The 13,390-nt window shown below is 70.0% G+C and carries 10 protein-coding genes and 1 pseudogene; 3 read left to right on the top strand and 8 right to left on the bottom strand.

Annotation, left to right across the window (positions count from 1 at the left end):
* Nucleotides 1-301 precede the first annotated feature (301 nt).
* Entirely contained in the window at nucleotides 302-1,300 is a 999-nt protein-coding gene (locus ABIA35_RS19675) for an aldo/keto reductase (RefSeq protein WP_370358836.1), read from the bottom strand.
* A 377-nt stretch (nucleotides 1,301-1,677) separates the two neighbouring features.
* Here ABIA35_RS19675 and ABIA35_RS19670 point away from each other — a divergent pair, with 377 nt between their 5' ends.
* Complete coding sequence (locus ABIA35_RS19670) at nucleotides 1,678-2,619, top strand: GNAT family N-acetyltransferase (protein ID WP_370358835.1); 942 nt, start codon at nucleotides 1,678-1,680, stop codon at nucleotides 2,617-2,619.
* Here the strand turns inward: ABIA35_RS19670 and ABIA35_RS19665 are convergent.
* From ABIA35_RS19665 to ABIA35_RS19640, 6 genes and pseudogenes are all read right to left on the bottom strand, one after another.
* Nucleotides 2,608-3,525 carry an arginase family protein gene (locus tag ABIA35_RS19665; protein ID WP_370358834.1) on the bottom strand — a complete coding sequence of 306 codons (918 nt, stop codon included), beginning with the start codon at nucleotides 3,523-3,525 and terminating at the stop codon, nucleotides 2,608-2,610. The two genes, ABIA35_RS19670 and ABIA35_RS19665, sit on opposite strands and share 12 nt — an antisense overlap.
* 249 nt (nucleotides 3,526-3,774) lie before the next feature.
* Nucleotides 3,775-5,160 (bottom strand): annotated as a pseudogene (locus ABIA35_RS19660) (ATP-binding protein); the annotation flags it as partial.
* Between the two features lie 15 nt (nucleotides 5,161-5,175).
* The gene (locus ABIA35_RS19655; protein WP_370358833.1) at nucleotides 5,176-6,705 is read right to left on the bottom strand and encodes an SCO6880 family protein; all 1,530 of its coding nucleotides are present in this window, start codon (nucleotides 6,703-6,705) and stop codon (nucleotides 5,176-5,178) included.
* 242 nt (nucleotides 6,706-6,947) lie between these two features.
* Nucleotides 6,948-8,300: a hypothetical protein gene (locus tag ABIA35_RS19650; protein WP_370358831.1), complete on the bottom strand. Its 1,353-nt coding sequence runs from the start codon at nucleotides 8,298-8,300 to the stop codon at nucleotides 6,948-6,950.
* Nucleotides 8,290-9,192: a hypothetical protein gene (locus tag ABIA35_RS19645; protein WP_370335671.1), complete on the bottom strand. Its 903-nt coding sequence runs from the start codon at nucleotides 9,190-9,192 to the stop codon at nucleotides 8,290-8,292. The genes ABIA35_RS19650 and ABIA35_RS19645 overlap by 11 nt, the downstream gene beginning before the upstream one ends.
* Nucleotides 9,193-9,357: 165 nt before the next feature.
* The gene (locus tag ABIA35_RS19640) at nucleotides 9,358-9,696 is read right to left on the bottom strand and encodes a hypothetical protein (protein WP_370336462.1); all 339 of its coding nucleotides are present in this window, start codon (nucleotides 9,694-9,696) and stop codon (nucleotides 9,358-9,360) included.
* 253 nt (nucleotides 9,697-9,949) lie between these two features.
* Here ABIA35_RS19640 and ABIA35_RS19635 point away from each other — a divergent pair, with 253 nt between their 5' ends.
* Entirely contained in the window at nucleotides 9,950-11,074 is a 1,125-nt protein-coding gene (locus tag ABIA35_RS19635) for an NlpC/P60 family protein (protein ID WP_370335669.1), read from the top strand.
* A gap of 164 nt (nucleotides 11,075-11,238) precedes the next feature.
* Here the strand turns inward: ABIA35_RS19635 and ABIA35_RS19630 are convergent, their stop codons facing one another.
* Nucleotides 11,239-11,604, bottom strand: a complete 366-nt coding sequence (locus ABIA35_RS19630; protein ID WP_370335667.1) for a nuclear transport factor 2 family protein — start codon at nucleotides 11,602-11,604, stop codon at nucleotides 11,239-11,241.
* A gap of 133 nt (nucleotides 11,605-11,737) precedes the next feature.
* Here ABIA35_RS19630 and ABIA35_RS19625 point away from each other — a divergent pair, with 133 nt between their 5' ends.
* Nucleotides 11,738-13,219, top strand: coding sequence for an MFS transporter (locus tag ABIA35_RS19625; RefSeq protein ID WP_370358830.1), 1,482 nt, complete (start codon nucleotides 11,738-11,740; stop codon nucleotides 13,217-13,219).
* Nucleotides 13,220-13,390: the final 171 nt, after the last annotated feature.

The following is a 13,390-nucleotide window of genomic DNA, read 5'->3' as shown; positions in this document are numbered from 1 at the left end:
GCCCCCTACACATGAGGCAACAGGCCAGTCCTTGGGCGCTGAGGTACCTTAGGTATGACCCTCAGGTACCTCAGAGGCCCTTACGGCACAGCGAGCCGTGTTTGTCGAAGGCTTATCCGGCTGTCATCGGCGGTGGACGGAGTCCTTTTCGCCAGGCGCCCCAACGCTTTCTAGACGGTTGATTCCTGGGGGTTCCGGCAAGCAGCACCGCACCTGACAAGCAGTCTTGCGAAACGGTTGATCAGCGGCCAGGCGCCGCTGATCAACCGTTTCGCCGCCGGTACCCCCAGGAATCAATCGTCTAGCGCTCGGTCCGCCGCGCCGAATCAGGCGCGTAGCGCTCCCCGGACGCGGCCCCGTGAGGCACCGCGGCCTCGATCCGGGCCAGCTGCTCGGCGCTCAGCTCGATGTCCGCCGCGGCCGAGTTCTCGTCCAGGTACTTGATCCGCTTGGTGCCCGGGATCGGCACGATGTCCGGCCCTTGCGCCAGCAGCCATGCCAGCGCCAGCTGCACCGGGCTGTGGCCGGTCTCCTCGGCGACCGCGCGCAGCTCCGCGACCAGCTTCAGGTTCGCCTCCAGATTGCCGTCGGCGAAGCGCGGGTTGGAACGCCGGAAGTCGTCGGCGGCCAGCCCTTCCGTCGAGGTGATGGCACCGGTCAGCAGCCCGCGCCCGACCGGGGAGTAGGGCACGATCCCGATGCCGAGTTCGCGGGCCGCGGGCAGCACCTCGGCCTCGATGTCGCGGGTGAACAACGAGTATTCGCTTTGCAGGGCGGTGATCGGATGCACCGCGTGCGCGGCGCGCAGGGTCTCGGCGTTCACCTCGGACAGACCCAGAAAGCGCACCTTGCCCGCCCGCACCAGCTCCGCCATCGCGCCGACCGACTCCTCGACCGGGACATCGGGGTTGCGGCGGTGCATGTAGTAGAGGTCGATGTGGTCGACACCGAGGCGGGCCAGCGAAGCGTCGACGGCGGCCCGGATGTACTCGGGATCGTTGCGGATCGAACGCTCGTCGGTCTCCGGGTCGCGCCGGATGCCGAACTTCGTCGCCAGCACCACCGCGTCCCGCCGGCCGCCGGTCAGCGCCCGCCCGACCAGCTTCTCGTTCGCGCCCTTCCCGTACATGTCGGCGGTGTCCAATAGCGTCACCCCGAGATCGTCGATCGCCCGGTGCAACACCGAGATCGACTCCGCTTCGGACTCGGGGGTGACGCTGTAAAAGTCGGACATGCCCATGCAGCCGAGTCCGAGCGCGGAGACCCGCGGACCGTCACTCCCGAGGACGCGGTACTTCATGCAGCAACTCCCATCACAGAATTCACCCGTCACCCGCGCCGGGCGGCGTCGTTGGACACCGCGTCCGGAAGACGGTGTCGCCGGACAGCGCGGAGACTGGAGGACATACATGAGTGTCGCAAGTCTTGACGATCACGTCGCCCCGGATTACCGCAACTGGGTGGGGGTGCTTTTCGCGGTGCATCAGAGGGTGGAGGTGCGGGGTCTGGACGGGGAACCGGGGCCTGTGTTCTGCACCTGCGGGGACGTGTGGCCCTGTCAGAGCGAAAACGAGGCGGCGCGATTACTGGACTTCACGCTATAAGGGATGGATGGAGTTCACGCGGTTCGACGAGACTCAGGCCTCTGACAGCGACTTTGAGCAGGCCGCGGCCTTCTTGGCGGAACTCGACGCGGCGGACCGACCGCTGCGGCCGTCGAGGTCGGGGCCGGAGCTGGCATATGCCTTGCGCACGGGAACGACCAAAGGCGACTTCGCGCAGTTGTGGTTCGGCGACGACGGGGGAACGAAGGAAGCCGCCGGTTTCCTTCAGCTGCCCGCGAGGGAGAACACACAGACCGCGCTTATCGAGATCCGCATCCGGCCCGATCGGCGTCGCCGGGGCATCGCGACCGACTTTCTTCGAATACTGATCGAGGCGGCGCGCGCCGAGGGCCGGACCCGGGTTATCGGATCCGCCGATTCCCACGACTCGGGCGAATTCTGGGGAGCCGGCTTGGGCTTTCGGCCTACGCTGCGGTACGTCCAGCAGATCCTCATCCTCGCCGAGGTCGACCAAACGCTGTGGAGCGTTCCGGTCCCCGACGGATACCGCCTTGAGTCGTGGACCGACACCGCTCCCGAAAGCCTGCTCGCGTCCTACGTTGTCGCCCGGCAGGCGATGGACGACGCGGTCTCCGGTGACCTCCGATGGGATGAACCGCAGTGGACGCCGGCGCGGGTGCGGGAGGAGGAGGCCCGCAACGCCGAGGCCGGTCGCGAATCCCGTGCGGTGGTGGCCGTCGAGGAGGCGACCGGCGAGGTCGCCGCCATCACCATCGTCACGATCGGGGCCGCCCGGCCGACCGTCGTGCAGCAGCTCGACACCGCGGTACGGCGTGAGCACCGCGGCCACGGTCTCGGGCTGGCTGTAAAGGCGGCGCAGTTGCGCACGCTCGTCGCCGAGCGTCCCGCGGCCCGGCAGGTGATGACCCAGACTGCCGACCTGGACCACATGGCCTCGATCAACCGGGTGCTCGGATTCCGGACGCTGGCGGACAGCGTCTACATCGAGGCCGAGATCGCGGACGTCGAGAAGGCGCTCGGATCAGATTCCTGATTGTCCGGACAGCTCGCTCCCCAGGCGCCCCAGGCCCTCGGTCACGACGTCCACCAGCACCCGCGCGTACCGGCCGTCCGGGTCGAGATCGGGATCGTAGACGGTGACGTGCGCGCCGACCGCGCGCGGCGCGAGGGCGGCCAGCAGCTCGGTCAGCTGGCCGGCGTGCAGGCCGCCGGTGTCGGGGCTGTCCACCGCCGGCATCACGGCCGCGTCGAGGATGTCCACGTCCAGGTGCAGCCAGTAGCCGTCGATGCCGGGCCGGTCGACGCGGTCGCGGATCCGGTCGGCGGTGGCCGCGGCGCCGTCGGCGATGATCTCGGAGGCCCTTATCGTGAGGCCGATGGCGGCGCGGACCTCGTCCAGTTCGGCGTCGTCGTCGCGGCATCCGGCGTGCACCGTGTCCGCCGGGGCGAAGTACGGTCCGAGCCCTTCGATGTCCGCGATCGCCGGCCAGTGGCGTCCGACGGCCGCGGCCAGATCCTCGCCCGCCAGCGCCGCGCAGGACTCGCAGTTGCCGGGGTTCCGGAAGTCCGTGTGGCCGTCGAGGTGCACGAGCGCGAAGCGGCCGGCCGGGCGCAGGGCGAGCCCCACTCCGACCACCAGGCTGCAATCCCCGCCGATCACCAGGGGGAAGCTGCCCTCGGACCGGATCTCGGCGATGCGGCGGGCCAGCCGCCGGGCGTGCTCGATGATCGCGTCCTGATTGCGCAGCCGTCCCGGCGTCGCGTCGTCCAGGTAGCGGCCGGCCAACACGACGCCGGCGTCGAGGGCTCCGGCCTCGGCGAAGCGGGCGAACAATCCCGCTTCGCGCAAGGCTTCCGGGGCTTTGGCGGTGCCCGGGACGCTGGTCGGCTCGGGCGGGCGCAGGCCCAGATTGCTCGGTGCGGACAGGAGCGCGATCACCGGCTAGCGATCCCAGACCTCGGGCGTCTCCGCCTGGTACGGCGCCTCAGCCTGGTACGGCAGCTCCGCCTTCTTCCCGAACAGCGTCCCGGCGATCGCCGTCAGCTCGTCGTCGTCATCCGCCTCGATCGGCTCCACCGCCCACCGCCGCTGGCGGTCCATGGGCTGCTGGTTCCCCGCCGCGATCGCGCGCACCGGCGTTGCGGGCGCTGGAAGGGCCGCCAGGCGGTCCGCTTCGGCCGCCTCCAGTGCCGCCGTCTCCTCGGCCGTCCCGGCCGTCAGCGCGGCCGCTGCGGCGCTGGCCGTGAGCGCGGCGTCCGCCGAGCTCTCGGTCATGGCGCGGTCGGTGAAGACCAGGGGGCGTTCGTGCTCGGTGATGATGTGCTTGACCACCTGCACATCGCCGTTGACGTCCCAGACCGCGATGCCCGGGGTCAGGGAGGGGATGATCTCCACGGCCCAGCGGGGCAGGCCCAGGACCTTGCCGGTGGTTCTGGCCTCGTCGGCCTTCTGCATGTACACCGTGCGGGTCGAGGCCATCTTCAGGATCGCCGCCGCCTCCTTGGCCGCGGCGCCGTCCACGACGTCGGACAGGTGGTGGACCACCGCGACGAAGGACAGGCCCAGGCGGCGGCCGAACTTCAGCAGCCGCTGGAACAGCTGGGCCACGAAGGGCGAGTTGATGATGTGCCAGGCCTCTTCGACCAGCAGGATGCGCTTGACCCGGTCCGGGCGCAGCCAGGTGTGCTCCAGCCAGACGCCGACGATGGCCATCAGGATCGGCATGCCGATCGAGTTGCGGTCGATGGCCGACAGGTCGAAGACGATCAGCGGGGAGTCCAGGTCGATGCCGGAGGTGGTGGGCCCGTCGAACATGCCCGCCAGGTCGCCGTCGACCAGCCGGTCCAGGACCAGCGCCACGTCCAGGCCCCAGGCCTGCACGTCCTCTATGGTCACGTTCATGTCCTCGGCGGCGCTGGTCAGCGGCGTGCGCAGGGCCTCGACCACGTCCGAGAGGATGGGCTGGCGGCCGTACTGCAGCGCCGCCTCGCCGACCCGCAGGTGCGCCGCCTTCAGCGCGTAGCCGGCGCGCTCGTCCAGCGGCCGGCCCTGGGCCACCTCGACTATGGTCCGCAACAGCGCCAGCTGTCCGGTGGAGGTGATCGCCGGGTCCAGCGGGTTCAGCCGGATGCTGTCGCCGCGCACGCCGTGCGGGTCCAGGCGGACCGGGGTGACGCCGAGCGATTCGGCGAGCAGGTGCCACTCGCCGACGCCGTCCTCGCCCTGCGCGTCCAGGACCACCACCTGGCGGTCCTTGAAGCGCAGCTGGCGCAGCACATAGGTCTTCTCCAGCGCCGACTTGCCGTTGCCGGACTCGCCGAGCACCAGCCAGTGCGGGGCCGGCAGCTGCTGGCCGTAGAGCTGGAAGGGGTCGTAGACGTAGCCCTTGCCGGAGTACACCTCGCGGCCGATGATGACGCCGCTGTCGCCCAGGCCCGGGGCGGCGGTCGGCAGATAGACCGCCTGCGCCTGCGAGGAGGAGGTGCGCACCGGCGGGCGAGTGGTCTCGACCTTGCCGAAGACCAGCGAGGCGAAGCCCTCGATCAGGCCGTCCAGGAGGGAGTTTCCAGCCATGGCGTGTCAGCCTCCTTACTTCTTCAGTCCGGTCGCGAACGGCAGGGTGTTGGTGAACGCCCTGTGGTGCTCGCGGTCGCACCACTCCAGCTTGAGGAAGGACTTGCCCGCCGAGGCCCGGATCGTGCGCTTGTCCCGGTTCAGCGGGTCCGGCCCGCGCGAGGAGACCGTGATGTAGCCGACCAGGTTCACCCCGGCCGCGCCGGAGGCCAGGTCCTCGCCGCGCTGGTCGACCCGGCCGGCGTGGGCCCGCTCGCGGGGGTCGTCGACCCGGCCGAGCTTGGCCTGCCGGGACGCCTCGGCGTCGGTGTTGATCTTCTCGGTGAGCATCCGCTCGATGGCCACGTCGGTGGGCTCCAGGTCCATCGTCACCGCGACGGTCCGGATCACGTCCGGGGTGTGCACCAGCAGCGGGGCCAGGAAGTTCACGCCGACCGGGGTCAGCGGCCACTCCTTGATCCACGCGGTGGCGTGGCACCACGGCTCGGCGGTGACCGACTCGCGGGTCTTGGCCCGCAGGAACTGCGGGTGGGTGGCGTCCAACTCGGCCGGCCAGGCGTTGCGCCGCGACATCGCGTGCAGGTGGTCGATCGGGTGGTCGGGGTCGTACATGGAGTGGATCAGCGAGGACAGCGCGACCGGGCCCAGAGGCTGCCGCACCTTGATGTCGGCGTCGGCCAGCCGGGCGCAGATGTCGGCCAGCTCGCGCGCCATGATGATGCCCAGCCCCACGTCCACGGCGCCGCGTCCGATGACGTAGGCCTCGGAGGCCAGGTCCTTGGTGTAGGGCATGCAGGCGACCAGGTAGGCCCGGTGCTGTTCGGAGGAGGTCGAGACCATCGACAGCAGGTGCTCGTAGGACTCCTGGAGCCAGCGCGGGGAGTTCTCGTCGCCCCGCCGGGCCACGTCCTTGGCGTGCGCGTCCGGGTCTGCGGGCAGTGTGCGGGCGAGCATCTGCAGCCGGGTGACGAAACCGTCGCCGTTGGCCACGTGCCGCAGCAGCGTGCCGAACCGGTCGACCAGCGTCTCCTGGTCCTCGGAGTCCCGCGAGCCGACACCGGGGCCCTCGATCTCCAGCGTCGCGGTGACGGTGCGGCGGTCGAGGTGCATCAGGACCGCGATCTCGTCCGGGCCGAACTGCGCGCGCAGCCAGCGCAGGCGTCCGACACCCGGAGGAGGGCCGATCTCCACCTCGCCGCCGTCCATCCGCGTCCCGGCCTCCATGGCACGCGACCGCCAGGTGGCCTGCGGCGAGCGCAACAGCCGCTTGTAGGAGCGGTTGATCTCGAACCACTTGTAGATGGTGCGGCCGTTGTAGGGCATGAACACGACGATCAGCGCCAGCGCGGGCCCGGCGAGGATGCCCAGCACCTTCAAGAACGTGGTGGGCACGAAGAACCCGGACAGCAGCGAGATCGCGCAGCACACGATGATGACGCCGATCTCCCCGGTCTCCCGGTTCCGCCCGATCAGCGCGCTCGGCTTGGCCTTGCCGAGCAGATAGGCCCGCCGGTACTGCGGCGGCTCCTGCTGGGTGGTGCTCATGGCCGGGCCCCCTGGGGGCGGACGTCACTGCTTGGCGTGGTGCTCACGGCGGTGCCTTCCAGCGGGGGAGCGGGTGATCGTGGTGCGCGGCCGGGTTCTGTCCTCGACGCTACCCGGGAAACGCGGGCGGCGGGATCGCAGGACGCGAACCCGCCGATGCGTGCGCTCGCGGTGTGCCTCATCTCGTCCTCGCCTCCCTCGCCGGTCCCGGACCGGGGTTGGTCACGAACCGTCACGAACGGTCACGAACCGCCGCGCGGTGGCGGCGGGGTCTTGGGGATGACGGGGGCGGGGGTCGCCTGCAGCCGGGAGGCGGAGGTGGCCGAGCCGCCGCTGCCGCCTCCGGCGTTGCCACCACCGGCATTGCCGCCTCCGCCGCCGCCCTGGCCGCCGTCCGCGCCGGGGCGAACGGTCAGAGCCCTGCCGGTGTGCGCCGCGATCCCCGCCGCCGCACCGGCCCCGCTGGCCAGGGCACCCACGGACATCCCGGCGACCGCACCGCCCATGTTGCCGCCCCCACCGCCACCGGCGAAGGCGCCGCTGATGCGATTGGCGTGAGTGGCCATACCGTTGCGCATGGTCCCGGCCGGGGAAGTGAAGGCAGCACTGGTGATCGCGGCCTTCCCGATCTTGGCCGCGCGCTCCTTCTGCAACGTCAGCATCTCGTCCCCGAACGCCGGCACGAACCGGTAGACCAGCCCGGAGGCGAAGATCGACAGAATCATGATCGCCAGCCCGGACAGCACGGCGCTGAACGAGTCCTGAGGCCCCGACGACACAGCCGTGGCCAACGAAAGGACGATGACAATGATGGGTTTGATGAGGTCGATGGAGATCATCAACCCCACCCACCGCCGAATGTGCCCCCACATCGACTTGTCGACGAACCCGGCGTACACGGCCGTGGCCAACGCGGCCCCCACGTAGAGCATCGCCGCGCGGATGATGAGCTCCAGCCAGAGCAGCGCGGCGGCGATCATCGACAGCACAGAGACGAAGATCAGCATGATCGGGCCGCCACCCAGCCCGGAGTTGGGATCCAGAGCCTTGGAGAAGCCGGCGAGGAACCCGTTCCGATCAGCCGTGGATCCATTGCCGATGGCATCGGAGACACTATCGGTGATCTTGACCATCCCAGCCAGGATCACCGGCGTGAACGCGGAGGCCAGCACCGCCATCCACAGAAAACCGGTGGCCTCACCTATGGCGGTGACGATGGAGTCACCCCGCACCGCCCGCTTGACGACGGACAGCAGCCAGAGCAGAACGGTCAGGATCGCCGAGGCGGCGAAGACGATCGCGTACTGCTTCAGGAAGCCCATGTTCGTGAAGTTGACGGTGGCGGTCTTGGTGATCGCGCCGGAGAGGTTGTTGATGACCCACTGCGCGGCTTCGGCACAGCCCTTTGCGATGGAGCCGAGAGGGTCGGTGAGGGTATCGGCGGGGGAGACGCTGTTGCCTCCGGTGGTACCGGGGGCGGTCGGGGTGCCGTTGACCATGTGCTGCGTGTTGTCGCAGGCCGTCTTCATGGCCCCGATCAGCAGCTCGCAGGGATCGGCGGGGGCGGCGTGCAGCACCTGAGGATCAAGGAGCATAACGGAGCCTCGCGAACTGCTGGACGGCCTTTTGGATGTCGGCGGGCACCGAGCCCTGCTGGGTCGACACCGGAGTCGGTCCGTCGCTCTGGGAGAAGTCGTTGAGGCGCCAGTCGTTGTTGACCCACGTGAGCGTGAGGGTCGAGGTGCTCCACGTCTGCGTGATGGGTTCGGTCGAGCCCTGACCCGCGATGCCGTCGATGGTGGTGTCCCACACCGCTACGACCGCTTTGGCGTTGGTGTATGACTGCACGCTGACCCCGATCGGCACGTTGCGGTAAACGAACGTTTGTCCTTTAGGGGGGTTGCCCTGTGCGTCCAGGCCGTACGCGCTCAAGGTGCGATTGAATGCGGTGTCGAGCGATTGCTGCAGCGCAGGCTCTATGGCCGGGTCGGCGATCGCCTGGATCAGCTTGTGCCGCGAATCGGGATGGACCATGTCATCGGAGGCGAAAGCGGAAACGTAGTTGGCCGCGGCCGACTCCGCACCCGCCTGCGAGTTCGGATATCCGACCAGCACGCTCCCGATCGATCCGCTGGGGAACGCAGGACTCGAAGCCGCCCCCGCCGGAGCGCTCTGCCCCACCGTCGCGGTCGCCGGGGGCACCCCGCCGCCGACGCCGGTGCTGGCGCCCTGGCTGGCGGCGCCGGTGTTGTGTCTGCTGCTGTTGATCGCGATCACGGCCGCGACGACTACGACGACTGCGGCCAGGGCCAGGACGCCTCGGCCTCGGCGGGCTCGGGGGGCCTTGAACTCGCCGTCGTAGGGGTCTTTGGGGAGGCGGATGATGGTTTGCGGCTGCTCGATGCGCGGTGCGCGTCCGGGCCGGCCGCGGCGTGGGCCGCCGTCGCCCGTGCGGCCCGGACCGCCGCTACCGCCGTCGATAACCATGTTCAAGTCTCCCCACCCCGGATGCCCCGGTCGCGTTACATCGTCGTCGTGTCGGGCCACCAGTTCCTAACAAATACCCGGATGGCTTCGTGCGGGTTTGACCGGCGGCGCCTGGTGGCACCTCTTCCGGCCGGCCGCGGGGGCCGGGCGGATCGCCATGCCGTGTCAGATCGCCATGCCGTAGACGATGGTGAACAGGGTGCCGAGGGATCCGATGATGAACACACCGGTCAGGCCGGCCACGATCAGGCCCTTGCCCTGCTCGGCGGAGAAGGTGTCGCGCAGCGCCGTGGCGCCGATGCGCTGCTTGGCCGCGCCCCAGACCGCGATGCCCAGGCAGATGATGATCGCGGTGGCCATGATGACCTCGATCATCACCCGGGCCTCGTTGCCCACCTTGCCGAACGGGCCCCAGTTCGGGGCGATGCCGCCGATGATCGTGTTGATGTCGTTGCCCGCCGGGGGCGCCGGCGTCGGGGTGGGGTCGGCGAGGAACGTGGCCACGGTGTGCGCCGCGCCATGCAGAATTTGCAGTGCAGACACGATGACCGCCTGCCTCCAGTCCTGTGGTTATAACGATGGTGTTCGTAGTACTCGCGATGTGGTGGTGTCGCTGCCGGTAGCGTAGGGAACTCAGTCTACGAGGATGATGCGGACGGCAGATACCTTGTCTATGGTGTCGTTTTCCTCTATCAGTCTGCGGCACACCTTGGTTATCGGTTGATCCGATGATCGACTGAAGGGAGGAAGGGCTCTGATGAAGACATCTGTCGTCGTCGGCGCGTCGCTGGTGGCCACCCCGTTCCTTCTGGTAGGCGCGATCGTCGTCGGGACCATGAGCGTGGCCTCCGGCAGCTCCAGTCTGAGCACCGTTGGCCGGATCGCCGACGGTACCGTGCCGGCCGCCGATGCCGCACTCATGAACCAGTACGGGCACATGTGCCCGACGCTGACCCCCTCGCTGCTGGCCGCCCAGCTGTATCAGGAGTCGGGCTTCGACCCGACCATCGTCTCCCCGGCCGGTGCCATCGGGATCGCCCAGTTCATGCCCGGAACCTGGCCCAACTGGTCTTCACCGCAAGACGGCGACGGCAAACAGGATCCGCGCAATCCGGCCGACGCGATCCCGGCCGCCGCACGCTACGACTGCGCCATCTCCCACCAGCTCTCGGGGATAGGCGGTGACGCCGTGGCGAACATGCTGGCCGGCTACAACGCCGGGCCCGGCGCGGTCGAGCAGTACCAGGGCATCCCGCCGTACGCGGAGACCCAGAACTACGTGAAGAACATCGAGGCGCTCGAGCAGGCCTTCCGCGCCCCCGACCCGACCCTGGCGCCGTCCGACATGGCCGTGCGCGCGATCGCCTACGCCTACAACCGCCTCGGCACCCCCTACGAGTGGGGCGGCGACGGCACCGACGGCCGCTTCGACTGCTCCGGCCTGGTCCAGGCCGCCTACACCTCGGTCGGCATCACCATGCCCCGCACCGCCTCCGAGCAGTGGTACACCGGCCCGCACGTCCCCGTCGACCAGCTCCAGCCCGGCGACCTGGTCTTCTACGCCACCGACCTGTCCAACCCGGGCAGCATCCACCACGTCGGCATCTACGTCGGCGGCGGCGTGATGATCGACGCCCCGCACACCGGCGCGGTGATCCGCTTCGACCCGATCGGCGCCGCGGACTACCTCGGCGCCACGCGCCCGCAGCCGCTGGTCGTCGGCGCGGCTGTGGATGCGGCCACGCCGCAGGCGAAGCGCACGGCGAGCCAGAACCCGGGTCAGAACCCGGGGAGTAATCCGGGCAGCAATCCGCCGGCTCCGAGCGCCCCCACCCCGACCGGCAACCAGGCCCCTGCGATGGCGCCGGGCACGAAGCGCTGAGAACGGGGCGTCAGGAGAGGCCCCTCAAGAGGGGTTGAGCTATCGCCGCAGTTCGCCCCCCCTGCGCGCCCCCGCTGCACCCACGCGCCGAGGGCGGCGGCAGGAGCCGAAGCCCCTGACCGCCGCCCTCCGGCGTGCTCGCGTGATCACCGCGTCCGCGGCACTCACATCGCGGGCACTTTGTCCAGGAACCCGGCGACCGCCCCGATCCGCCCGTCCGGCGCGATGAGCGCCACGTCGAAGCCGACCACCAGCGCCTCGTCGTCGCCCGCCGCCAGCTCCCAGGTGAAGCGGACCACGTCGTGGTGCGCGTCCGGCTCCCCGGCGAGGCGGAAGCTCAGCCCGGCGAACTGGGCCTGTGCTCCGCCGATCAGGGCACTGAGTTCGCCGTGGCCGTGCACCGAGGCCAGCGGGTCGGTGTACTCGATCTCCTCGACGAAGACCTCCGCGACCTTCTTGGCGCGGGCGTCGGCGTCGGTCTCGTTCCAGGCGGCGATGTAGCCGTTGACGAGGTTGGTGATGTCGGTCATGATCGGGCCCTTCGTTGTCGGCCCCCGGCTTGCCCGGCGGCCTGTGCCTCAACGATGCGGTGCGGGGCCATGACCTCGCGATTACCACTCAGGTAATCGTCTCCATGACCCCCGCGCGGCCATCGTTGAGCCCATGACCACCACACAGATCTTGAAGGCGACGCCGATTTCACCGGCGACACCGGCCGGCTCGGCGCACGAGGCGCCGGCGGAGCGCACCGGGCGCGACAGTGCCCGGGCCCAGAACCTGACCCTCCTGGTCCTGCTCGCGGGGGTCTTCATGACCACCCTCGACATCTTCATCGTCAACGTCGCGATTCCGGCCACGCAGCGCGATCTGCACGCCTCGCCGGCCGCGATCCAGTGGATCGTCGCCGGGTACGGGCTGACCGTGGCCGCCGGGGTCATCACCGCCGGGCGCCTCGGGGACATGTTCGGGCGGCGGCGGATGTACGCGCTGGGCATGGCGTTGTTCACCGCCGCTTCGGCCGCCTGCGGGATGGCGCCGACGGCGAACGTGCTCATCGCCTCGCGGGTGGTGCAGGGGATCGGTGCCGCGCTGCTGAGTCCGCAGACGCTGGCCATCATCGGGACCGCCTTCGAGGGTGCCAAGCGGGTCCGCGCCTTCACCGCCTACGCCCTGGCTATGGGTCTGGCCGCGGTGTTCGGGCAGCTGATCGGCGGGGTGCTGATCGACATGGACTTCGCCGGGCTGGGATGGCGCAGCTGCTTCCTGATCAACGTGCCGGTCGGCGCGGTGGCGCTGACGCTGGTGCCGCGGGCGCTGCCCGAGTCGCGGGCCGAGGGGCGGACGCGGCTGGACGTGCCCGGGGTCGCGCTGGTCAGCGCCGCGCTGGTGGCCACCGTGCTGCCGCTGATCCAGGGGCAGAGCCAGGGCTGGCCGCTGTGGACCTGGCTGAGCTTCGGCGCCGCCCTCGTCCTGTTCGGGGCCTTCGGCTGGTACCAGGGCCGGCTGGCCGCCGCTGAGAAGTCGCCGCTGATCGACCCCGCGCTGTTCCGCACCAAGGGTTTCGGCCGCGGCATCATCGCGCAGATCGTGTTCTGGATGGGCCAGGGCTCGTTCTTCCTGGTCTTCGCCCTCTACGTGCAGCTCGGCCGGGGCCTGGACGCCCTGCACGCCGGCCTGATCTTCACCCCGATCGGCGCCGGGTACCTGCTCACCTCGATGGTCGCGCAGAAGGTCACCGCGCGGCTGGGCCGGCAGACCGCCGCCGCCGGGACGCTGCTGATGGCGCTGAGCCTGGTCGACCTGATCGTCACCATCCACCTGACCGGCAGCCACGGCTCCCTGCTGTGGATGATCCCGGCCCTGGTCGGCGACGGCGCGGGCATGGGCCTGGCGATCGGCCCGCTGGCCGCCGGGGCGATGGCCCGGGTCGCGCCGCACCACACCGGTGCCGCCTCGGGCGTGGTGTCCACGGTGATGCAGGTCGGCGGGGCCGTCGGGGTCGCGGTGATCGGGATCGTCTTCTACTCCGCCCTCGGCTCCTCGACCACCCCCGCCGCCTACACCCACGCTTTCACCGCCGGGCTGGAACTCCTGGTCGGCGTCGCGGTCGCGGTGACGGTCCTGCTCCAGTTCGACAAGGACTAGTGCCGGCGCGCCGAACGGCGTGACCATCCGGGCGTCGGGCCCGGGCGGTCACGCCGTTTGTGCGCCCAGCATGGGCGGTTGTTTGGGGGTGGAAGTCCCCTGGAGGAGGAGGCGGTCCTAACTCCGAGCCGGAGGCAAGGGCGTCATCGTGAGGTGGGGTCTGGAGGAAGC

Origin of the sequence: Catenulispora sp. MAP12-49 (assembly GCF_041262705.1) — a bacterium.
Taxonomy (GTDB): Bacteria; Actinomycetota; Actinomycetes; order Streptomycetales; family Catenulisporaceae; genus Catenulispora.
The sequence above is the reverse complement of the archived record's forward strand: the minus strand, read 5'-3'. Positions and strand labels throughout refer to the sequence as shown.